This is a genomic window from Bradyrhizobium sp. TM233 (assembly GCF_036247965.1).
Classification (GTDB): domain Bacteria; phylum Pseudomonadota; class Alphaproteobacteria; order Rhizobiales; family Xanthobacteraceae; genus Bradyrhizobium; species Bradyrhizobium ottawaense.
Genome location: NZ_BTIG01000009.1, coordinates 134147 through 156989, shown reverse-complemented (window position 1 = coordinate 156989; position 22843 = coordinate 134147). Strand labels below are relative to the sequence as shown.

Annotated in this window: 18 protein-coding genes; 12 read left to right on the top strand and 6 right to left on the bottom strand. The window is 64.3% G+C overall.

Features of this window, described 5'->3' with window-relative positions:
* Positions 1–88: 88 nt before the first annotated feature.
* The 3 genes from AABA86_RS21520 (at position 89) to AABA86_RS21510 (ending at position 5392) form a co-directional block, all read left to right on the top strand.
* On the top strand, positions 89–3550 hold the full coding sequence (locus AABA86_RS21520; protein WP_212251063.1) for an AAA family ATPase: 3462 nt from the start codon (positions 89–91) through the stop codon (positions 3548–3550).
* A 1-nt stretch (position 3551) separates the two neighbouring features.
* Positions 3552–4346 (top strand): rRNA adenine N-6-methyltransferase family protein, encoded by a 795-nt coding sequence (locus AABA86_RS21515; protein ID WP_338308346.1) that lies wholly within the window; start codon positions 3552–3554, stop codon positions 4344–4346.
* 95 nt (positions 4347–4441) lie between these two features.
* A complete protein-coding gene (locus AABA86_RS21510) occupies positions 4442–5392 on the top strand; it encodes a DUF6492 family protein (protein WP_338308344.1) in 951 nt (316 codons plus the stop codon).
* Positions 5393–5402: 10 nt separating this feature from the next.
* Here AABA86_RS21510 and AABA86_RS21505 read toward each other — a convergent pair whose 3' ends face one another.
* On the bottom strand, positions 5403–6470 hold the full coding sequence (locus tag AABA86_RS21505; protein ID WP_338308342.1) for an endo-1,4-beta-xylanase: 1068 nt from the start codon (positions 6468–6470) through the stop codon (positions 5403–5405).
* A 314-nt stretch (positions 6471–6784) separates the two neighbouring features.
* Here AABA86_RS21505 and AABA86_RS21500 point away from each other — a divergent pair, with 314 nt between their 5' ends.
* From AABA86_RS21500 to AABA86_RS21470, 7 genes are all read left to right on the top strand, one after another.
* Positions 6785–8221 carry a lipopolysaccharide biosynthesis protein gene (locus AABA86_RS21500; RefSeq protein ID WP_338308340.1) on the top strand — a complete coding sequence of 479 codons (1437 nt, stop codon included), beginning with the start codon at positions 6785–6787 and terminating at the stop codon, positions 8219–8221.
* Between the two features lie 261 nt (positions 8222–8482).
* Entirely contained in the window at positions 8483–9715 is a 1233-nt protein-coding gene (locus AABA86_RS21495) for a branched-chain amino acid ABC transporter substrate-binding protein (protein WP_338308390.1), read from the top strand.
* 117 nt (positions 9716–9832) lie between these two features.
* Positions 9833–10780: a branched-chain amino acid ABC transporter permease gene (locus AABA86_RS21490; protein WP_212251069.1), complete on the top strand. Its 948-nt coding sequence runs from the start codon at positions 9833–9835 to the stop codon at positions 10778–10780.
* Positions 10777–12081, top strand: a complete 1305-nt coding sequence (locus AABA86_RS21485; protein ID WP_338308338.1) for a branched-chain amino acid ABC transporter permease — start codon at positions 10777–10779, stop codon at positions 12079–12081. Before AABA86_RS21490 ends, AABA86_RS21485 begins: the two co-directional genes overlap by 4 nt.
* A 38-nt stretch (positions 12082–12119) precedes the next feature.
* Positions 12120–12911, top strand: coding sequence for an ABC transporter ATP-binding protein (locus tag AABA86_RS21480; protein ID WP_338308389.1), 792 nt, complete (start codon positions 12120–12122; stop codon positions 12909–12911).
* On the top strand, positions 12911–13606 hold the full coding sequence (locus AABA86_RS21475; protein ID WP_212251071.1) for an ABC transporter ATP-binding protein: 696 nt from the start codon (positions 12911–12913) through the stop codon (positions 13604–13606). Before AABA86_RS21480 ends, AABA86_RS21475 begins: the two co-directional genes overlap by 1 nt.
* 188 nt (positions 13607–13794) lie before the next feature.
* Positions 13795–14988: a CaiB/BaiF CoA transferase family protein gene (locus AABA86_RS21470; protein ID WP_212251072.1), complete on the top strand. Its 1194-nt coding sequence runs from the start codon at positions 13795–13797 to the stop codon at positions 14986–14988.
* 423 nt (positions 14989–15411) lie between these two features.
* Here the strand turns inward: AABA86_RS21470 and AABA86_RS21465 are convergent, their stop codons facing one another.
* Both AABA86_RS21465 and AABA86_RS21460 read right to left on the bottom strand, forming a co-directional pair.
* Complete coding sequence (locus AABA86_RS21465; protein ID WP_212251073.1) at positions 15412–15639, bottom strand: hypothetical protein; 228 nt, start codon at positions 15637–15639, stop codon at positions 15412–15414.
* Positions 15640–15690: 51 nt separating this feature from the next.
* Positions 15691–16368: a Crp/Fnr family transcriptional regulator gene (locus tag AABA86_RS21460; protein WP_212251074.1), complete on the bottom strand. Its 678-nt coding sequence runs from the start codon at positions 16366–16368 to the stop codon at positions 15691–15693.
* 875 nt (positions 16369–17243) lie between these two features.
* Here AABA86_RS21460 and AABA86_RS21455 point away from each other — a divergent pair.
* Both AABA86_RS21455 and AABA86_RS21450 read left to right on the top strand, forming a co-directional pair.
* Positions 17244–18272 carry a fatty acid desaturase gene (locus tag AABA86_RS21455; RefSeq protein ID WP_212251244.1) on the top strand — a complete coding sequence of 343 codons (1029 nt, stop codon included), beginning with the start codon at positions 17244–17246 and terminating at the stop codon, positions 18270–18272.
* Between the two features lie 432 nt (positions 18273–18704).
* Complete coding sequence (locus AABA86_RS21450; RefSeq protein ID WP_338308334.1) at positions 18705–20261, top strand: L,D-transpeptidase; 1557 nt, start codon at positions 18705–18707, stop codon at positions 20259–20261.
* 146 nt (positions 20262–20407) lie between these two features.
* On the opposite strand, the gene AABA86_RS21445 is transcribed toward AABA86_RS21450, so the two are convergent.
* The 3 genes from AABA86_RS21445 to AABA86_RS21435 all read right to left on the bottom strand — a co-directional run bounded on the left by AABA86_RS21445 (position 20408) and on the right by AABA86_RS21435 (position 22839).
* Positions 20408–21220: a class I SAM-dependent methyltransferase gene (locus tag AABA86_RS21445; RefSeq protein WP_212251076.1), complete on the bottom strand. Its 813-nt coding sequence runs from the start codon at positions 21218–21220 to the stop codon at positions 20408–20410.
* 85 nt (positions 21221–21305) lie between these two features.
* Positions 21306–21845 carry a VOC family protein gene (locus tag AABA86_RS21440; protein ID WP_212251077.1) on the bottom strand — a complete coding sequence of 180 codons (540 nt, stop codon included), beginning with the start codon at positions 21843–21845 and terminating at the stop codon, positions 21306–21308.
* Between the two features lie 25 nt (positions 21846–21870).
* Positions 21871–22839, bottom strand: coding sequence for a Bug family tripartite tricarboxylate transporter substrate binding protein (locus tag AABA86_RS21435; RefSeq protein ID WP_338308332.1), 969 nt, complete (start codon positions 22837–22839; stop codon positions 21871–21873).
* Positions 22840–22843 lie beyond the last annotated feature (4 nt).

Genomic DNA, 22843 nt, shown 5'->3' with positions numbered 1-22843 from the left:
TCCAGTCTGAGGTGAAGTTTTGGCCGCAAAATCTGTGGTTGAGGGGCCCTAAGCCCGTCGACGGAATTATGGTCGGGCGGAAATCACCATGCTGGAGAATGAGCCGGACACGGGAACGGATGGCGGGCTGAAGCGCTGGCTCGAGGGCGTCGGCCTCGGCCATTACACCGATCTCTTCGCACAGCACCGTCTCGATCTCGACGTCATGGGCGACCTGACCGAGTCCGATCTGGTCGAGCTCGGATTGCCGCTCGGCGATCGCAAGCGGCTGCAACGGGCGATGGCAGCGCTGTTCCAGGCGGAAACGGCCGAGGCGCCCGCGACAATGGTGCCGCAAACCCGCACCGAGGTCGGCGCTGAACGGCGTCAGCTCACCACCATGTTCTGTGACATGGTGGATTCCACCTCGCTGTCCGTGCAGTTCGATCCGGAAGACGTCCGCGACATGATCGCGAGCTTTCGCGAGACCTGCGTCCGCGTGGTCAAGCATTACGAAGGGTTTGCCGCCCGTTTCGTCGGCGACGGTATCCTCGTCTATTTCGGCTATCCGACCGCACATGAGGACGATGCCGAACGCGCGGTGCGTGCCGGGCTCGAGATCGTGCGGCTGCTATCGACCGCACGCGCGACCGAGCCGCGCGGTGCGCTCAGCCACTCACCCGCCGTCCGTATCGGGATTGCGACCGGTCTCGTCGTAGTTGGCGACCTCGTCGGACAGGGCACCGAAGAGCGCGACTCCGCGGTCGGCGAAACCGTCAATCTCGCCGCGCGGCTGCAGGGCCTCGCGCCGCCCAACGGCGTGGTGATTTCCTCGTCGACCCAGTCGCTGCTGAAGGGGAAGTTCGACTACCGCAATCTCGGGGTCCACGCCTTGAAGGGGATATCCGAGAAGACACAGGCCTGGCACGTCGTGCGCGCCTCGCGGGTGGAGACCCGATTCGCCGCCGCCATGGGCACGCGGTTGACACCGCTCGTCAACCGCGAGGAGGAGATCGCGCTGTTGATGGGGCGCTGGCAGCAGGCCAAGGACGGCGACGGCCAGGTCGTGGTCAAGTTCGGCGAGCCCGGCATCGGCAAGTCGCGCATCATCCAGGAGATCTTCGAGCGGATATCGGGCGACCGGCATGGACAGGTCTCGTTCCAGTGCTCGCCCTATTACACGTCCACCGCGTTCTATCCGTTCGCCGAGCAGCTCAAATTCTCCCTCGGCCTCGACCGCGAGGATGCGTCCGCGCTGTCGCTGGCGAGCCTGGAGAGCGCGATCGCCGCCGCTCATGGCGACATCGGGCAGGTGACGCCGCTGTTTGCCGCGCTGTTGTCGATCCCGACCGGCGACCGCTATCCGCCGCTCGAGCTGTCGCCGCAGCAGCAGAAGGATGCGACCGCCCTGGCGCTGGTCAATCATTTCCTCGGCCTTGCGCGCGACATGCCGCTGGTGATCGCGTTCGAGGATCTGCACTGGATCGACCCGACCTCCCGCGAGGTGATCGATCTGCTGGTGGACCGGGTGCAGAACCGGCCGATCCTGGTCATCATCACCGCACGGTCCGAATTCCAGCCGAGCTGGGACGCGCATTCGCACATCACGACGCTGGTGCTGAACCGCCTGAGCCGGCAGTTGCGCACCACGCTGGTGGAGCGCGTCGCCGGCAGGGAGCTGCCCAAGGAGGTGGTCGAGGAGATCATCGTCAAGACCGACGGCGTGCCGCTGTTCCTGGAGGAGCTGACCAAGACGGTCCTCGAATCCAACCTCCTGACCGAGCGGCATGGGCGCTACGTGCTGTCGGGCCCGTGGCGGCAGCTCGCGATCCCGGCAACCCTGACCGACTCGCTGATGGCGCGGCTGGACCGGATGGGGCCGTTCAAGCGGATCGCGCAGATCGGCGCGACCATCGGCCGCGAGTTTTCCTACGAGACGCTGCACGCGGTCGCCAACACGCCGGCGGAACAGATCGAGGCGGCGCTCAATCATCTGGAGCAGGCCGGGCTGATCATGCGCCGCGGTCTTCCGCCCGACGCGCTCTACTCCTTCAAGCACGTCATGATCCAGAATGCCGCGCATGCGAGTCTGTTGCACAGCGAGCGACGCAAGCTGCATTCCCGGATCGCCCAGGTGCTGGCCGAGATGTATCCGGAGAAGACCGATCGCGAGCCCGAGCTGCTCGCCCATCACCTGACCGAATCCGGCCAGAGTGAAGGCGCCGCGAGCTTCTGGCTCAAGGCCGGCAAGCAGGCGGCCAAGAGCGGCGCCAATCTGGAGGCGATCGGCCATCTGCGCCGCGGCCTCAGCGTCGTGCAGGCCAATGCGCGGATGCAGGGTGCCGACGAGATGGAGCTCGAGCTGCGCATCGCGCTCGGCAACGCGCTGATCGCCGCCAAGGGCTACGCGGTGCAGGAGGTCGAGGAGAACTACATCCGCGCGCTCGAGCTCGGCCAGCAGCTCGACGACGACGAAAAGACCTTCGCCGCCACCCGCGGCCTCTGGGTCTGCCATTTCATCCGCGCCGATCTCACCCGCGCGCACGATCTCAGCGTCGAGCTGTTGAAGTTCGCCAAGCGCGAGCGGCTGAACGAGCGGGCGCAGCCGGCGCAGCAGACCGGCTATCTGATCGAGGCACACCGCTCGATCGCGATGACCATGCTCTATCGCGGGCGCTTTGCCGCTTCCCAACATCATCTGCACCGCTGCATCAACCTCTACAGCCCAGATCTCCACTCCGATCTGATGGAGCGGCACGGCACCGATCCCGGCGTGGTCTCGCTGTCCTATCTGGGCTATCTCCTGTGGTTCCTCGGCCGGCCCGACGCGGCGCGCCAGCACAGCGAGCAGGCGATCGCGAATGCCGAGAAGATCCGCCATCCCTTCACGCTCGCCTTCGCGCTCGTGTTCGGTGCGTATCTCTGCCAGCATTTGCGCGACGTCGAGGGCACGCGCGACCATGCCAACCGCGCCATGATCATCGCCACCGAACATAATTTCCTGCACTGGAAGCAGCAGGCGGCGATCCTGCGCGGCTGGGCGCTGACGCAACTCGGCGAGGCCGATGAAGGCCTCAGCCAGATGCGCTTCGGCCTCGACGAGTACGAGGCGATGGATTCCTGGCTCGCCGGCTGCTGGTTCCGATGCCTGCTTGCGGAAGCCTACGCCAAGGTCGGGATGCGCGAGGCCGCCTTGCGCGCGCTCGACGGCGCGCTCGCGACCGCGCGGCGGACCGGCGATCACTCCTATCTCGCGGAAGTCTATCGCCTGCAAGGCGAGATCACGCTGTCGGACGGCGACCCGGCCTCGGCGCAGGAGGCCGGCGATCTGTTCGCTCTCTCGCTGGAGACCGCGCGCAAGCAGGGCGCGCTGTCCTGGGAGCTTCGCTCCGCCGTCAGCCTCGCGCGCCTGTCGCATCAGGCCGGCAGGCGCGAGCACGCGAGTCTGCTGCTCGTGCCCGTTGTCGGCAAGTTCAGCGAGGGTTTTTACACGCCAGACCTGAAGCAGGCGGTACAGCTCGTCAAGGAGCTCGGTGCGGACGCACCGGTCCGCGAACGCGCCGATCCCTGACATGAGTGATCTTGCCGCCGCGCGAGCGCGTTACGTCGAGCTGATTGCAAAGCGCGAGCGGATTGCCTCAAAGCGCCTGCTCGAAGCGCTCGCTGCCGTCCCGCGCGAAGACTTTCTGCCGAGGGGGCGCTGGCGCGTCAAGAGCGAGGCGGCGCGCAGCTACCGGCTGACGCCCGATGCGGATCCGGTTCATCTCTATGACAACGTGCTGGTCGCGATCGACGCGCGCCGCAAGCTCGACACCGGGCTGCCGAGCCTGTGGGCCCATCTTATCGATGTGCTCGACGTCAGGGAAAAGGACCGCGTGGTCCAGATCGGCTGCGGGCTCGGCTATTTCACTGCGATCCTGTCGAAGATGGTCGGTCCGAAAGGGCGCGTGATGGCGGTCGATTGCGACCAGCGCCTGGCGTTCCGTGCTGCGAACTATCTTCGCCCCTATCGCAACGTCATCGTGTTTCATGGCGATGGATGTGGGGAGATCCGCGAGCCCGCTGACGCGATCATCGTCCACGCCGGCTTCTCACATCCGCATCCGCTCTGGCTCGAGGCGCTTCGGCCGCGCGGCCGCCTGTTGGTGCCGCTGACCCAGCGGGACCGTGAAGGCGCCGCCCTCAAGATCACGCGCAAGGGCAGGGGGTACGAAGCCGAGGCGGTGCAGCAGATCCGGATTTTCCCCGGCCACGGCCGCGGTATCACCGCCCTCGACGACCGCGTCGCCGACTGGTGGCAGCGGGCCTCAGCGCTGGCGCCGCTGCGCTTCCGCGGGATCGAGCAGGGGTTGCCGGCGGATGGCTAACACTTCGTTTCATTTTACCTTGATTGCGAATGGAAGTATCCAACGCATCCCGGCGCGGCTATGAGTACGGCCTGATGGCCATTTGAGCGCGCTCCATGCATTCCGTTGCCCTGCTGACCGCCAGCTACGCCAAGGATATCGAGCGCTTTTCGCTGCTCAGCGAGAGCATCGACACCTGGCTCTCGGGATACACGCGGCATTATGTTCTCGTTAACGATGAGGATGTGCCGCTGTTCGTGCGGTTCGCCTCCGATAAGCGCGTCATCGTTCCGGCCTCGCGCTATTTGCCGAAATGGCTGTTTGCACTGCCGCCAGCGCTCCAGTTCATCAGCAAGCGGCGGGTCTGGCTGTCGCTGCTGTCCTCGCCGGTGCACGGCTGGCACATCCAGCAGATCCTGAAGATCGCCGGCGTCCTCAACGCGCCCGAGCAGCGCGTCTGCATCCTGGATTCGGACAACCTGTTCTTCCGCGAATTCGACGTCGGCCAATATGCCGGGGCTGAGAAGACGCCGCTGTTCGTCACGCCGAAGGACATCGGTGCAGACCACCCGTTGCATGGGGTGTGGCTGCGCACCGTCGATCAGCTGCTCGGCATCAAGGACCGCTCCTTCCCCGCCGACGACTACGTCGGTAACGCGCTGGTATGGGACAAGGACACCGCGCGCGCGATGACTGCGCAAATCAAGTCGGCGACCGGCTTGAACTGGGTTCTGGCGCTGTGCCGGAAGAAGAAGTTCTCGGAATATCTGATGTATGGCCATTTTGTCGCGAACTCGCCCGCGCATCTCGCTGCCCATCGGGTCACCGAAGACAGCATTGCGGTCTCGCATTGGGACGACACGCCGCTCGACCGTCCCGCCATCGAAGCGCTGATGCGCGCCGCTTCGCCCGAGCAGGTCGCGCTCTGCATCCAGTCCTATTCGTCGACCTCGGTCGAGGACATCCGCGACGTGTTCCGCCTCTCCTCGCGCGACCGTCGCGCTCCCAGCCTGTCGCCCGAAGATATGGGAGACGCGGCCGAGTTCGAGGTGAAGACGCGCGGCTAAGCTCGCGCGTTCAGACGTCCTTCGTGAACTTGCTGATCACGTCCATGAACGGCTTTGGCTTGAATTCGCCGTCGAGCGGCAGGGGCCGGTTCGGCTGCTTGTCCGCGCGGGCGAAGGTGCCGTTGATCCAGCTGTAGCGGTCCGAGAGGCCCCAAGTCAGGATCGAACGCACCGGGCCGCTGGTCGAAATGGCCGTCAGCAGGTCGTTGACGCGCTTGGCGACGATGGCGTCGCGCTCCGCCGGATTGCCCGTCAGCTTCTGGTCGTCGACGTCGAGCTCGGTGACATACACCTCAAGTCCCCACGAGCGCAGCTCGGTGACGAACTCGGCGAGTCCATGGGTGTCGATCTCGAGCTCGGCATGCAGATGCGACTGCAGCCCGACGGCGTGCAGGGGGACGCCCTGGTCGAGCAGGTCCATGATCAGATTGCGGTAAGCCGCGCGCTTGGCAATGAAGGAGTCCTTGGCCGACTCGATGTCGTATTCGTTGATCGCGAGCTTGACGAACGGATCGGCCGCGGCCGCCGTGCGGAACGCCAGCGGAATCCAGCTCTGACCGAGATGCTGCGTCCAGAACGTGTCGCGCCGGTCCTTTGGGCTGCGGGGATTGTCCGGGATCGGCTCGTTGACGACGTCCCACGAGGTCAGCTTGTCCTTGTAGTAGGAGACGACGGTGCCGATGTGGTCGACATAGGCGCGCTCGACGCCCCTGGTGTCCTTGATCTGCTTGGTCCAGTCCGGAATGTCGTGATACCAGGCGAGCGCGTGGCCGCGCATCGTCAGATCGTTGTCCCGCGCAAAGTCCAGAATAGCGTCGGCGCGCTCGAAATTGAACGTGTGCGCATTCGGCCGCAGCATCGGCCATTTCAGCTCGAGCACCGGCACGACCTGCGTGCAATAGGTGCTGATGGCTTCGCCCAGCCTGGGATCGGCTTGCAAATCCCAGAGCGTGGCTGCCGCGCCAAAACCTTGATGGCGCTGGGCAAGCTTCGAGGCCGGCGCTGCGGACGCGGATGGGCCCGCCGCGAGTGCTGCGGCGCCGCCAAGAAGAAATTCGCGTCTGTCGAGCCTGGTCACGGCCGTCCTTTTCGAACCAACGCACCATCGTACCAAGCGGCGCCTCGCGACGCCGGGGTTTCGCCTTGTTGGGTTAACCTCTGCCGCCTGGAAGTCATGGTTCCTTTTCGTGATCGCTTCCGTTCAAGGAAGGGCAAATTTAACGCTAACGCGCGAAAGCGGCTTTGGAGCTTCATTCGCCGCCCGATCTGCAGACTTATGTGACACTCTTGAGGGATGCTGCGGCGCATTCGCTCGCCCCGCCAAGGCCCATTCAAGGCCCCATTGATGAACGGCCGCCACACTCGCAAGACCGCTGCCGGTCCCGTGCTCGCATGCTGAATCGCCATTTCTCGATTTATCTCGTCGCCTACATCCTGCCTGCGGCGGTGGGCTTCTTCGCTGTCACGGCCTATACGCGGCTGCTGACGCCGGCGGAGTACGGCGTCTATGTCGTCGGCATCAGCCTCGCCGGCATTCTGGGTGCGATCTTCTTCGCCTGGATCAAGCTCTCGGTGTCCCGCTATCAGGCGATGTCGGCGGAGGTGGATTTTCGCGGCACGGCGATGGTGGCCTTCGGGCTCACCGTCGCGGTGCTCTGCGCCACGACCCCGCTGGTCTTCCTGTTCCGCAGCGACCTCAGTGTCGAGCTGCTGCTTGCCAGCATGTTCGTCGCGATCATGGCCAATGCGGTCGATGTCGGCCAGGAGTTCGAACGCGCCAAGTTGCGGCCCTACCGGTTTGCCGCGATCTCGATCGTGCGCAGCGTGTCGAGCGTCGGCTTCGGCCTTCTCGGCATCTGGCTCGGCTGGGGCGGATTGGGGCTGCTGGCCGCGTTTGGTCTGGGGTCGCTCACCGGCATCGTCCTGAACCTCGTCGGCGACCGCACCAGGATCGCCCGCTTCCAGCGCAGCCAGTTCATGCAGCTCGCGCGCTACGGCCTGCCGCTGACGCTCGCCGGATTGTCCGTTGCGGTCTATTCGGCCTGCGACCGGCTCATCGTCGCCTATCTGCTCGGCAAGGACGCCGCCGGCATCTTCGGCGTTGCCGCAGACCTGCCGCGCCAGTTCATGGTCATGATCGCATCCAGCGTCGCCGCGGCCACCGTGCCGCTGGTGTTCCGGTCATTGTCCGAGAACAGCGAGGAGACGACGCGGGAGCGGCTGACCGAGAGTCTCGAGCTGCTGCTCGTCGTCGTCACGCCCGTTGCGATCTGGCTCGCGCTTGCCGCGGATCAGGTCGCCGGCACGCTCGTCGGCGTCGACTTCCGCGGCGGCGTTTCGGCGCTGTTGCCGATCCTGGTGCTTGCCCGCTTCTTCGGGATCGCCAATCAGTTCTACGTGCAGATCAGCTTCCAACTGGCCGAGCGGCCCTTCATGCTGGCGGCCCAATCATTTCTCACGCTGGTGGTCAGCGTGGTCCTGATGTTCGCGCTGGTCGCCGGCTACGGCCTCTACGGCGCGGCGCTGGCAACGCTCGTAACCGAAGCGATCGGCTTCCTCGTTGCCGTCGTCCTGATGCATCGTGCCCACCCGGTCCCGTTCGACTTCGGTCGCCTCGCCGGCATTGCAGCCTCCGCTGCGGCGATGGCGGCTGCGATCCTGGCTGCGCGGTCGCAAGCGGGCGGCACCGGCTTCGTGGCGCTCGTCATCGTCAGCCTCGCCGGCGGCCTTGTCTATGTCGGGGCGGCCTGGCTCCTCAACGTCGCCAATATCCGGACGTTGTCGCTGCGTTTCCTGCGAACGTTCAACCGCAAGGCTCTGGGCGCCTAGTCGGCGCTGACGCGGATTGTCGCGCCTGCATCACGGTCCGCAGCCTCTGCGCGATAATTCCCCTCCTGACGCTGTCTCCTGCGGTGAAAGCTATCCGGAAGAGACCGGCAGTCGCCTCCGCATGTCATAGCCGAGGCCGGAGCCATGTTCTGCTGCGCTTGAAAAACAACGTCCGTTCTGCTCATTAGGGTCCTAAATTGCGCCGCAATAAGCGCAACGGGATCATCGACTAAAGTCGATAACCAGCGAGGAAACTAAATGATGCGCAAGCTCACTTTGGCCATTGCCTTGATAGCCCCGATGCTGGGTCATGCCGCGTCGGCCGAGGACACCATCAAGATCGGCTACATCGATCCGCTTTCCGGCGGCGGTGCGAGCGTCGGCGAGGGTGGCCTGAAGACCTTTCAGTATCTGGCCGACGAGATGAACGCCAAGGGCGGAATCCTCGGCAAAAAGATCGAGATCGTCGGTCTCGACAACAAGACCAATCCGCAGGAGAGCCTGGTGCAGGCCCAGAAGGCCATCGACGCGGGGGTCCGTTACATTACCCAGGGCAACGGCTCGTCGGTCGCCGCGGCGCTCACGGACTTCATCACCAAGAACAACACGCGCAATCCCGGTAAGGAAGTCCTGTACTTCAACTACGCCGCCGTCGATCCGAGCCTGACCAACGACAAGTGCAGCTATTGGCATTTCCGCTGGGATGCCAGCTCCGACATCAAGATGGAAGCGCTCACCAACTACGTGAAGGACACGCCTTCGGTCAAAAAGGTGTATCTGATCAACCAGGACTATTCTTTCGGCCAGTCGGTGCGCAGTGATGCGCGCAAGATGCTGGGCGCCAAGCGCCCTGACGTCCAGATCGTCGGCGACGAGCTGCATCCGCTGCTCAAGGTCACCGATTTCTCGCCCTACATCGCCAAGATCAAGGCGTCTGGCGCCGACAGCGTCATCACCGGCAATTGGGGCCAGGACATCGCGCTGCTGCTCAAGGCTGCCGCCGATGCCGGGCTGAAGGTCAACTGGTACACGTATTATGCCGGCGGCGCCGGTGGCCCGACCGCGATCAAGCAGACCGGTCTCGATCACCAGGTCTTCCAGATCACCGAAGGCTTCGCCAATTCGGGCAACCAGGTGGCAATGGATTTCGAAAAGGCGTTCCGCGCCAAGGTCGGCATCTCGCTGTGGTATCCGCGTGCGGTCAACGAGATGCGCATGTTCAAGGCGGCCGCCGAGAAGGCCAACTCGGTCGACCCGGTGAAAGTCGCGGCGGCGCTCGAGGACCTGAAGTTCGAGGTTCTCGACGGCGGCCAGGGCGTCATGCGCAAGGACGACCACCAGTTCTTCCAGCCGATCTACATCTCGTCCTTCGGCAAGCTCGCCGCCAACGAGCCGTTCGATGAGGAGAACACCGGCTGGGGCTGGCATCCGGTTTCCAAGGTCGACACGCCGCAGGCCATGGTCTCCACGACCTGCAAGATGGCGCGGCCGTAATCACCGAACCGTCGTTTTCCCGTGGCCGGCATCGGTCTCGGGAGGACGGCGGCCGGACGACGTCTGATCGGGCGATATTCACCCGGGGCCAAGGCCCCGGCCAGAGATGAGTGCGCTGTGCTTGAACTCATTGTCATTTCGACCTTGAACGGTGTGCTGTTCGGCATGCTGCTTTTCCTGCTGTCGAGCGGGCTCACCGTCATCTTCAGCATGATGGGCGTGCTCAACTTCGCCCATGCCAGCTTTTACATGCTCGGCGCCTTCTTCGGCTTCCAGCTCACCAAATGGATCGGCTTCTGGCCGGCGCTGGTGCTGGCGCCGTTGCTGGTCGGCGCCATCGGCATGGCCGTGGAGCGCTATGGCCTGCGCAACACGCACAAGCACGGCCACGTCGCGGAACTGCTGCTGACGTTCGGCCTCGCGTTCGCGATCGAAGAGATCGTGTCGATGATCTGGGGCAAGAGCCCGGTCGACTACCGCGTGCCCACGCTGCTCGACTTCCCGGCCTTCACGATCTTCTCGACAAACTACCCCGCCTACAAGCTCTTCATGCTGGCCGTCTCGGTCGTGATCTTCATCGCGCTGCTGATCGTGCTCAAGCGCACCCGCGTCGGCCTGATCGTGCAGGCGGCGCTGACGCATCCGCACATGGTTGGCCATCTCGGCCACAATGTCGGGCGCGTGTTCATGGCGGTGTTCGGCGTCGGCAGTGCGCTGGCCGGCCTTGCCGGTGTCATTGCCGGTCCCGCGCTGGTGACGCAGTCTGACATGGCCGCGGCGCTCGGACCGATCCTGTTCGTGGTGATCGTGTTCGGCGGACTCGGATCGCTGCCCGGCGCCTTCGTCGCCTCGCTGGTCATCGGTTTGGTGCAGACTTTTGCGGTGGCGCTCGATGGTTCGCTCGCGAGTGCGTTCGGCCCGCTCGATCCGTCGGCCGGTCCTTCCGTGCTCACCGACATCTGGAATGTCACCATCGCCCAGGTCGCGCCGATCGTGCCTTATCTGCTGCTGGTGATCATCCTGATCGTACGCCCCATGGGCCTGATGGGGACGCGCGAGTCATGAACGCCAAGGTGACCCCGACATCGACTCCGACATTGAAGACTGCAGACAAGCCTGCCGGCGACGGCCTGCGCTTCTACGGCGTCTGGCTGCTCGGCATCGCCGCGCTGATCGTCCTGCCGATGATGTTCTCCTCAGGCGGCTCGCTCACGTCCTTCAGCCTGATCGGCATCGCGATCGTCTTTGCGCTGTCCTACAACATCCTGCTCGGCCAGACCGGCCTGCTGTCGTTCGGTCATGCCGTGCACTACGGCCTCGGCGGCTTCGCGGCCTGCCACATGATGAACGCCGTGGTCTCGCACGGATGGCCGATCCCGCTGCCCTTCATCCCGCTGTTCGGCGGGCTCGGCGGCCTTGTGTTCGCAATCATCATCGGCTGGGTGATGACCAAGCGCGCCGGCACGGTGTTCGCGATGATCTCGCTCGGCATCGGGGAGCTGGTGGCATCGTCCTCGCTGATCCTGCGCTCGGTGTTCGGCGGCGAAGCCGGCATCACCACAGACCGCACCGCGTTGCCAAAAATGTTCGGCTGGTCGTTCGGCCCGCAGCTTCAGGTCTATTATCTCATCGCGTTCTGGCTGGTGCTGTCGGCGATCGCAATGTACGCGCTGACTCGGACGCCACTCGGGCGGATCAGCAATGCCGTCCGCGACAACCCTGAACGCGTCCAGTTCATCGGCTACGACCCGCACGTGGTCCGCTATCTCGCCTTCTGCTTTGCCGGCTTCTTCGCCGGTGTCGCCGGCGGGCTCGCCGCGATCAATTTCGAGATTGCGAACTCCGCCTATCTCGGCGCGATCCAGTCGGGCCTCGTGCTGTTCTCGACTTTCATCGGCGGCACTGCCTATTTCTTCGGGCCGATCCTCGGCGCGATCCTGGTGACCTATCTCCAGCTTGGGCTGACCAGCGTCACCAGCGTGTGGCAGCTCTATTTCGGCATCATCTTCATCGGCATCGTGATGTTCTCGCCTGGCGGCATTGCCGGCCTCTTGATGATGCACCGGCCGCTGGTTCGTGCGGGTGCGCTGTGGACGGTGATCCCCTCCTATCTCGTCGCCGTCGTGCCGACCCTGGCGCTGACCTGCGGCGTCATCCTGACCATCGAGACGGTTGCGCGCTATTCCGGCGGCGAGACCATCAACCTGTTTGGCATTGGCTTCAAGCCGACCTCGCCGGTGACATGGATGGTAGCCGCAGTTCTCGTGGTCGGCGGCGCTTTCGTCGCGCGGCTGACCTGGCGGCGGATCGCCGACGCGTGGGACAGGGCCGCGACGGTCGCCCGTGACCGGGGGTATCTGGCATGAGCGAAGCGGTCTCTGGCATGAGCGAAGCGGTCTCTGGCATGAGCGGAGCGGTGTCTGAAAAGAGCGGACCGGTCCCCGGAAGAAGCGCAGCCATCGAGGTCCGCGCCGTCGAAAAACGTTTCGGCAATGTCGGCATTATCCGCGATCTCAACCTGAGCGTCGCGCAAGGCGAGCGTCACGCCATCATCGGTCCGAACGGTGCGGGCAAGTCGACAACATTCAACCTGATTAGCGGTCATATCAAGCCGACCTCGGGTGAGGTGAAGCTGAACGGCGAGGTGATCTCGGGCTTGCGGCCATTCGAGATCAACCGGCGCGGCCTGTCGCGCTCGTTTCAGGTCACCAACGTATTCGCGCGGATGTCGGTCTGGGAGAACGTGCGCTGCGCCGTGCTGTGGGCGACCGGGCATCGCTACGCCTTCTGGAAGAATGTCGACAGCCTGCCCGAGGTACGCGAGCGGACCGCGAAGATCCTGGACGACATCCATCTCACGCATCGGCGCGACGTGCCGGCCGGTCTTTTGACTTATGCGGAGCAGCGCGAGCTCGAGATTGGCGTCACCATCGCCAGCGGCGCCACCGTCGTCATGCTGGACGAGCCGACCGCCGGCATGAGCCACGCCGAAACCGACCGCGCGGTATCGCTGATCCGCCGGCTGACCGAGGGCAAGACCCTCGTCATCGTCGAGCACGACATGAGCGTCGTATTCGGCCTCGCCGATCGCATCTCGGTCCTGGTTTACGGCCACATCATCGCGTCGGGTACGCCGGAAGAGATCCGGCGCGACCCGAAGGTCAAGGAAGCCTATCTCGGCGAGGAAGCACACTGATGCTCGAGGTCAGGGATCTCCACGCCTATTACGGCAAGAGCCACATCCTTCAGGGCGTCGATCTCGACGTTGCCGCGGGTGAGGTCGTGAGCTTGCTTGGCCGTAACGGCGTCGGCCGGTCGACGACGGTCAAGGCCATCATGGGCGAGGTCGCCCCGCAGGGAACGATCCGCTTCAAGGGCAAGGATATTGTCGGGCTGCCGAGCCACAAGATCGCGCGGCTCGGGCTCGGCTATGTGCCTGAACATCGCGACATTTTCCCGAGCCTCACGGTTCGGCAGAACCTCCTGCTCGGCATCAAGGATACGCGGCGTCCGGGAAAATGGCGGCTCCAGGACATGCTCGACATGTTCCCCAATCTCGCCGCTCGCGCCGATACGGCCGCAGGCGTGCTATCCGGTGGCGAAAAGCAGATGCTGACGACCTGTCGGACGCTGATGGGAGATCCTGACCTCATCATGATCGACGAGCCAACGGAAGGGCTCGCTCCGCTCATCGTGCAGCAGGTGGGGGACCTCATTGCGCGCATCGCCGAGGCGGGCGTCGCTATCCTTCTCGTCGAGCAGAAGCTGTCGATCGCGCTCCGTATTTCCAAGCGCGTCTACATCATGGGGCACGGCCGCGTCGTGTTCGAGGGCACCCCCGACGAGCTCAAGGCCAATGCCGCCGTGCGGCAGGAGTGGCTCGAGGTCTGACGCGGACGAGACCACGTGACGTGCGCGCACCATACAGCGGCTGCGGGATGCGCATACGCATCTGAACGATGCCGGCATGAGGCTGATCGGCGAATAGGATCGACGTCTCGTGACGGGCGGGCAGGGCGCCAGCCGTGCCCGCCCGCAATTGCTCCACTCGATCTTCCTTCAGCCATAGTGAAACGACGATGACAGCGACCGGCCCCCTCAGCGGAATCCGCGTTCTCGATCTGACGAGCGTGCTGTTTGGCCCCTATGCCGCGCAGATGCTGGGCGACTGGGGCGCCGATGTGATCAAGGTGGAGCCGACCGCCGGCGACACCTGGCGCTACACCGGCGTGTTTCGCAACCGCGGCATGAGCGGCCAGTTCATGGCGGTCAACCGCAACAAGCGCAGTCTCGCACTTGATCTCAAGCATCCGGACGGCAAGGCGGCGCTGGCAAAACTGATCCCGACCGTCGATGCGCTCGTCACCAACGTGCGGCCCGCCGCGATGGCGCGGCTCGGCTTCGGCTACGAGGCCTGCGCCAAACTCAATCCGCGTTTGATTTACGCCGCCGCGACCGGCTTCGGCCAGGACGGCCCGTGGGCGGCGCGCCCCGCCTTCGACGAGATCATCCAGGCCGCGTCGGGCCTGGCGTCCTCGATCGGATCGGACGAGGAGCCGGCATTCGTCCCGAGCCTGATAGGCGACAAGATTTGCGCGATGGCGATGGTCGGCGCGGTCTCTGCCGCCCTGTTTCGCCGCGAGCGCACCGGGCAGGGCCAGATGGTCGAGGTGCCCATGCTCGAAACCATCGCCGGCTTCAACAGCATCGAGATGCTGGGCGGTCACGCCTTCGATCCGCCGATCGGCCCGACCGGCTACAAGCGGATGAAGAACCGGCGCCCGGTGCGGACCAAGGACGGCTGGCTGACCATGCTGCCTTATTCCGGGGACAATTGGTGCGCCTTCTTCGAGGCGGTCGGCCGCCCCGAACTGAGCGATGAGCTCGGCGTACGCGATCCCGTGCTGCGCTCGCAGAACATCGACAAGATCTACGACCGCATGAGCGAGATCGGGCCGACCCGCACCACAGCGGAATGGGAGGAACTGTTGCTGCGGCTGGACGTGCCGCACACCGCCTTCGCCCGGCTCACCGAGATCGGCGAGCAGCCGCATCTTGCCGCCGTCGGGTTGTTTGCCGACATCGATCATCCCACCGAAGGCCGGATCCGGCAGGCCCGCCCCGCGACGAAGTTCTCGGAAAGCCCGGCCAGCATCCGCCGCGCGGCGCCTCGCCTCGGCGAGCATTCGCGCGAGGTGCTGCGCGAGGCCGGCTTGAGCGATGTGGAAATCCAGGCGGCGATCGACAGCAAGGCGGTGGGCACCGCGGACTAAGCCGTTCGGGAGGCGTTAAAACACGATCCGGACAAAGTGCGCGGTTTTCCGAAAAGATGATGCTTCAACGACAACCCAAAGCGCGATGAGGCTTCATCCTGCTCGCATCGCGCTTTGCTCGCGACGTCGGACGAGGCCCCTGGCCCCCGTCGTCTTTAGCTCTGGAAGGGCCCATTGGCCTGGCTATCGCTCGCTTCCGTCGGGAAGCGGACCGGCCGGGCCGGGTTCCAGGCTGAGGGCGATTTTGTTCGAGCGAGCCATATTGACCAGTCACTTCTGTGGCTCGCCGGCCATGAAAAGACCGCCGACTTGAGCCGGTCATGGCCGCACCGTCAGCGCGCCGTCGGTCGTGAGCGGGCAATCGCATATGCTTCGCGCCGGCATCGGAGCAAGCGTGCCAAGCCGCCACGAATGACCGAAATTCTACTGGAGCGGTGATCGCCTCCTGGTCCCCGCATCGTAGACCAGGATCTGCAACATCGGGAATCTGCCGAGCAGCTCGGCGCCAGCTTCTCGGGCCGCCGCTTCGCTGTCGTAGCGAGTCTTGAAGTGGCCATCGACCACAAGAGAGAAGCCGTCGGCCGGAGCTATGTCAGCTCTCTGAATGGTCCGCGGTTCGACGTCGTCGGCTTGCGCGATCGGTTTTTTCATGGGGTACCTTCATTGCAGCAGGCGGCGCGAGGCGTCATTGCGCCACACCGTCTAGGCGTCCCTCACGATTTCGGGCTTGTCGTACAACACCGCGTTCAGGAGGGAACTGTGAACCTCGATCTTGCCGTTGTAGGTGATGAAGCCGAGCTTGCGGAATTTGTTCATGAAGAAGCTGACCCGCGAGCGGGTTGTTCCGATCATCTCCGCGAGCGTCTCTTGGCTGATCTGCGCTGCGATAGGCTGAGAGGCGCCATCCTTGCCGAAATTCGCCAGCAGCAGCAGAAGACGCGCAAGTCGCTTCTCGCTCGAATTGAACAGCTGGTCGATCAGGTCTTCCTCGATGCGGCTGTTTCGGCTGAGCAGATAGCCCATGAACAATTCGGAAAATTTCGGCTCGCTCTTGAGTGCGGCGAGCATCGCTGATCTCGTGATGGACGTGATCACGCAAGGCTCCATCACCACCGTTGTCGAAATCCGCAAGAGCTGGCCGTTCAGGCAACCTTCGCCGAAGAATTGTCCGGGCTCCATGATTCCGACCACGGCCTCCTTGCCCTGCTCGGAGACGACGAGAACCTTGATCCTCCCCTTCTGGATGTAGAAGACCGTGTCCGCGGCGTCGCCCTGCGAGAAGACGATTCGGTTCTTGTCGAATTTCAGTATGGCTTTGCCCTCGCCGACTTTGGCGAGAAAGACTTTCGGGTCGAACGTGCCTTTCGGCGCTTTTGCCATGACGTCGTCAAAACCTGATCGGAGGACGTTCAGTTTAGCAGGATCGGTGCCGAGCGCGTTAGGCAAATCCCCGCTCCCGCCCGCGGGTTCCTCTGAACGACGACGACGTGCATATGAACATATCCGGTGAAAGTCTTTTCGTCATATTGGCCGTGGGCATCGCGGCCGGCTCGCTCGCGGTCCGGATCGTCATGGGGACAGGTTTGGGCCTTGTCGGGCGAGAGTCTGCCTGGAACGAACGTCACCACGGGTACTTGGTTATGGCGACCGGATGTGAAGCCCACTCATCATATCTGATGAATGGCGGCCCTGGTTCGCACCCCCGTGCCAGGGCCGCTTCCTCGAACGTTCCAGCCGCTACTTGGCTGGTCTCATCGGATCGTCCATGGATGTCTTTTGGACGTTCCCGCACTTGGAGCATTCGAAGATCCGCAGATCGGGACCCTCGCAACTTGGTCCGACGTGGATCAGCATCATGCGGCGCTGGCACGCCGGGCAGAGTGGTCTGGGTATCGGAATCAGCGTCGGTTCTGGACGAGCATAGACCTCGGACATATGAAGCTCCTGTCCAAATGGCGGGGTATGCTGTACCCAAAGCCGCCGCCGATGACAGCCGATTCGTTTCGGCTGCGACGCGGTGAGCATCCCGCGCGACGAGGTTGACCTCTGTTCAATATTGCTCACATTGCCGAAAATGGCCGCTGGTCGGCGAATATGTCACGCTTTCGGCTGGCGGCCGTGAGCAATATTGCTCAGCGGCACGCCCCGGCAAGGATCAATATGAGAATGCGCGGGGCACGACCCAAGGGCTGCCGCCGCAAGCGTCCGTGGCCGATAACCGTGCTTCTTGGACGACATGTTCCGGAGCACAGCAGATGACTCGAGGGACGCCGGAAAATCGCGCATCGGCGCAGCTGCTCGCGCGTTATCGCGCGCCCGACAGTGCGCGCGGCACCCTCGAACTGGCGATCACGGCGGTACCTTTCCTCGGCCTTTGGGCTCTGGTCTGGGCCGCTCTTGACCACGGCTATTGGCTTGCTCTGCTTCTCGAGATACCCGCGGCAGGCTTGCTGGTCCGCCTGTTCATGATCCAGCACGATTGCGGACACGGCTCGTTCTTCCGCGGCCGCGTTGCGAACGATTGGGTCGGCCGAGCCATCGGCGTGATGACACTGACGCCATACGATTACTGGCGGCACAACCATGCACGCCATCATGCGAATTCCGGCAATCTCGATCACAGGGGCTTGGGTGACATCGATACGTTGACCGTGCGCGAGTTTCTCGGGCAGTCGCGATGGCGCCGGACGCTGTATCGTTTGTATCGCCATCCCGTCGTGATGTTTGGCGTAGGTCCCACGTATCTGTTCATCTTGAAGCATCGATTGCCGGTGGGGGGCATGCGCCGCGGCTGGAAGCCCTGGCTGAGCACGATGGGCACGAACATCGTGATCGGGGCTCTCGCCGCAGCGGCGATCCGGCTGGTCGGCTATGGGCCGTTCCTGCTGGTACACCTGCCGATCATCGTTCTGGCGGCGTCGATCGGTGTCTGGTTGTTCTACGTCCAGCACCAGTTCGAGCATACCTACTGGTCTCGCGACGAGACCTGGAATTTTCAAGAAGCTGCGTTGCACGGCAGCTCCCACTATCAATTGCCAGGCGTGTTGCGGTGGTTCACGGCAAATATCGGCATCCACCACATTCATCATTTGTCCAGTCGAATTCCCTGCTATCGTTTGCCGGACGTGCTGCGCGACCATCCGCAGCTCGCTGGCGCGGCGCGGATCACACTGCGCCAGAGTTTGCGGACCGTGCGGCTGACCCTGTGGGACGAGGAGCGGCAGCGGCTCGTCTCTTTTGGAGAGGCCGCCATGATCTCGGGGACTGCGCGCACCCTTCCATAGCGTGGCTGCCGAATGTCTTGAATCCATGCGCCCCGTCGTTGCGTCTCCGGGAGAGGCCGATCGGAAGGCGACGGGCGTTCAGCAAGGGTCTGGACGCCGAAGCGCTGTCGGGCGACGACGGGTCGCCTGGCCAAGACGTGTATGCGGCGATCTGTGATCCAATTGTGATCTGTGGCGCGCCCGGTTCCGTTCCGGACGGACATCGGGGATTGCGCCAGGGTGGACATTCTGACGCGGGCGTCGGCCCCAAGCTCGACGCCGGCTTCACCCGCGGGCTACCCTTCCTCCGGTCCGGGCTGTCGTATATGAGAGATTTGTCACCCGCGCGCCGGATATTCCCGCAATCGGCTCGGAACGGTGTCTGCGATTTCTTAATTGAAAGATCGCAATCTGATAGTTGGCCGACGGACTGGCATTTCGACCGAGGATGGCATGAAAAACGGACTGACGACGGCGCAATCCACCGTAGCGATGCGACGTTGGGGGCCTCCCGGAATGGTGATCTTGGCGGCGATGCTCGCTTTGACGGCAATTGGCCCGGCGATTGCGGCCAAGCAGGCGCGTCAGCCGGCCGAGGCGGTGGCGCAGCGCCAGGCCGGCGAGCCGATCATGGCGATCGTCTCGATCAAGAGCCAGCAGGTCACGTTCTACGATGCCGAGGGCTGGATCCTGCGCGCGCCGGTGTCGACCGGCACCACGGGCCGCGAGACGCCGGCCGGCGTCTTCGCCATCGTCGAGAAGGACAAGGACCACCGCTCGACCATGTATGACGATGCCTGGATGCCGAACATGCAGCGCATCACCTGGAACGGCATCGCGCTGCATGGCGGACCGCTGCCCGGCTATGCCGCCTCGCACGGCTGCGTGCGCATGCCCTTCGGCTTTGCCGAGAACCTGTTCGACAAGACCAATATCGGGATGCGGGTGATCATCTCGCCGGACGATGCGGCCCCGATCGATATCACGCATCCCCTGCTGTTCGCGCCGAAGCGGGAAGCCATCGCGGCGGCTCCGGGCCGCATCGACAAGCTCTCCGCCGAGGCCGAGGAGGCCGTTCGGGCCGCCGACGAGGCCAAGAAGGCCGCATCAGCGGCCGCGAAGGAAGCGGCCTCACTGCCCGCATCGTTGCGCAAGCTCGAACAGCAGAAGGCTCGCGCAGACGCCGAGCTCGCCTTCGCCGACAAGACGCTCGCGAACGCAAAGACCGACCAGGCCCGCGCCAAGGCCGAGGAGTTGAAGCAGAAGGCCGCGACCAGGGCCGCCGACGCAGCGACGCTGCTCGATGCCGCCAAGGCCGCCGCGCAGCCGAAGCGCGATGCCGTCGCCGCCACGAAGGAGGCCGCGAAAGCCACCGCGGCCAGGAAGGCCGACGCCGTGAAGGCTGCGACCGACGCAAAGCTCGCGCTCGAGCCGGTCTCGGTCTACATCAGCCGCGCGACGCAGAAGCTCTATGTGCGGCGGAACACGCACAAGCCGGCGCCCGACGGCGGCGGCGAGGTGTTCGATACCAGCATCGAGGTTCCCGTTACCATCCACAATCCCGACCAGCCGATCGGCACGCATATCTTCACCGCGATGGCGAAGACCGACACGGGTCTGCGCTGGAGCGGGGTCACGATCGAAAACGGCGATGCGGCCAGGAATGCACTCGATCGCATCACCATCCCGCAGGAGGTGTGGGATCGCATCGCGCCGACCGCGTTGCCGCGCTCCTCGATCATCATCTCGGACGAGCCGCTGAGCAGCGAGACCAATTACCGTACCGAATTCGTCGCGGTGCTCAGCAACCAGCCGCAAGGCGGCTTCATCACGCGCAAGCCGACCGCGCCCGCCATGATCGCCAGCGATGACGGCTGGGACAATGGCGGTAACGGCTTCGGTTTTTTCTACCAGCGTGATCCCTACGTGCAGCCGGCCAATCCGCGCCGGCAGCGCGGCCAGTACCAATATTATCAGTCGACGCAGCCGATGCAGCGAAGCTGGTGGTAGGACGCAGGGCGGCAGCCCGGACCGCGGCCTAAAGCGGAATGTGTTTTGGTTGAAGCGTTGCGTACCGAGAGCTCAGTTGACCTCTCCTCGTCGGGAAGAGGTCATCTCCAGCGCCGATCGGGCCTGACGCCGTCGTGCTTTGGCAGCTACGGACGCGCTTCGATCACCATAGCCTGAATCTTGCCCTCGACCGGGCCGGCGCCATGACGCGTCCGGATCGTCTCGGCGACGATGTCGGTCGCGGCCTGAAGCTTGCTGGCATCCCTCGCCTCGATCTCGCTGCGCAGCGGCGTGCCCTGGCAGAGGGCGAGCGCGACATATTCGGGCGATGGCGCGCGGCTCGTTTCAGATCGCGTCTCGATCGAGATGTCGCGGAAGCCGGCACGTTCGAGGTCGGCTCTGATGACATCCCTGTCGTGATAGCCGTGCGGCGTGCGGACCATGAAGCGCGGCGGGTCGTCGGGAAACAGCTTGCCGAGCGCGACCGTCGCTTCATGCGTGAGCACATTGTCCTCGATCCGATCCCAGACGTTGAACACGAACGTGCCGTCCGGTTTCAGGACGCGCTTCACCTCTCCGTAAGCCTTGATCCGGTCCGGAAAGAACATCGCGCCGAACTGGCAGCAGACCACGTCGAATCCGGCGTCGTCGAAGGGCAGGGCCGATGCATCCGCCTGGCGCCAGCTGATGCGGTCATCGTCCGCCTGACGCTGCGCGGCGACCGCGAGCATGGGCTCGTTGAGGTCGGTTGCAACGTAACGGATGCCGCGCGGCAGCGCCGCCGCCACGGCGCGCGTCACTGCGCCTGTGCCCGCAGCGATCTCGAGCAGCGCGGAGGGCGAGCGGGCGGCAATGCGTCTTGCGATGTCCTCCGCATAGACGGAGAAGAACATCGGGACGAGATACTCGTCGTAGATCTTCGGAATCGAGCCGGCAAAAACCTTGTCAGTGTCGGACATGATTGCCTCGCTGAAGGTTTGAACACGGGGCTCAAATTAGCACGGTTTGGCGCCGGCTGCGCCGAAAACGATGCGACGGTCGCTCCTACGATCGACCGCCGCCGACCTCGCGGATCGGCCGCGTGCCGTCCCAGCTCATCGCGGCTTGCCGGACCTTCTCGAAGAACGGCCCCTTGGTGCCGCTGATGTCGGAGATCTCGATCACCGTGCCCGGATGGGCCTGCGTGTCGAAATAGGCAAAGCGCCCCTTGTCGCCGCCGATCTGGCCTTCATGCCCGATCCTGTAGCCGAGCCCGAGGGCCTTGTCGTAGAGCGCCTGGTAGTCGTGGCTCCAGTAGGACATGTGCTGGAGGCCTTCGTGCCCGGCGTCGAGGAATTCCTTGTACAGCGAGGGCGCGTCGTTGCGCTGCTGGATCAGCTCGATCTGGAGGTCGCCGGAATTGGCCAGCGCGATGCTCATCTCGACCGCGGAGTCCTGGCCGCGGTGGCGAAACCAGTCGGTCTTGACGCGGTCCATGTAGTACCAGGGGCCGACACCCATCACCTCGATCCAGTGCTTCATCGCGGCCTGGATGTCCCGCACCACATATCCGTTCTGGCGCACCGCGCCGAAGATGCGGCTCATGCCCGCGCTCCTGTTCTCAACCCGCTCACTTGACCTCGATGCCCGCGTCCTTGGCAACCTGCTTCCAGGCTACGATGTCGCGGGCGTTGATGTCGCGCTGTTCCTCGCCGGGGACGAATTGCGGCGTGATGCCGAGCTTCAGCAGCTTCTCCTTGACCTCGGCATCGCCGAGCGCATCCTTCAGCGCCGCCGACAATTTCTGCGCAATCGGCGGCGCGAGGCCCGCGGGCGCATACATCGCCCAGGACAGGCTACGGTCGAACGGCACGCCCTGCTCCTTGTAGCTGGCGACATCCGGCAGGCTCGGCGAGCGCTCGCCGCAGGCGGCCAGCGCCTTGATCGAGCCGTCCTTCACCAGCGGCGTCGCGGTCGCCACGTCGAGTGTGGCCAGCGAAATGTGTCCGCCGAGCAGGTCGCCGGCAAGCTTTGCGATGCCGTTGAACGGCACATGGTCCATCTTGATGCCGGTCTGCTGCATCAGGATCTCCGCGCAGAATTGTCCGGTCGAACCGACGCCCCAGCTGCCGTACTGGATCGGCTCGCCCTTCTTGGCGAGCGCGATCAGGCCCTTGATGTCGTTGGCCGCAAAATCCTTGGTCGCCACCAGGATGATCGAGGAGACGCCGACGCGACCGATCGTGGTGAAATCCTTGATCGAATCATAGGGCAGCTTTGGGTAGATCGCGGGGGCCAGCACGTGCGTGGTCATTCCGCCGACCGTGATGGTGTAGCCGTCATTCGCAGATGTCGCGACCATCTGCGTGCCGAGCGTGCCGGCAGCGCCCGTGTGGTTCTCGATATAGATGCTCTGCCCCAGCGTCTTGCCCATCTTGTCGGCGAGCAGCCGGCCGACCACGTCGCCCCCGCCGCCGGCCGCGTAGGGCAGCAGCATCTTGATCTTGTGCGTGGGATAGGCGGCGGGATCTTCGGCGTGTGACGGCAGTGCCGCCGACAGCAATGCGAGAAACGAAAGCGTGACGGTGCGCAGCATCATGATG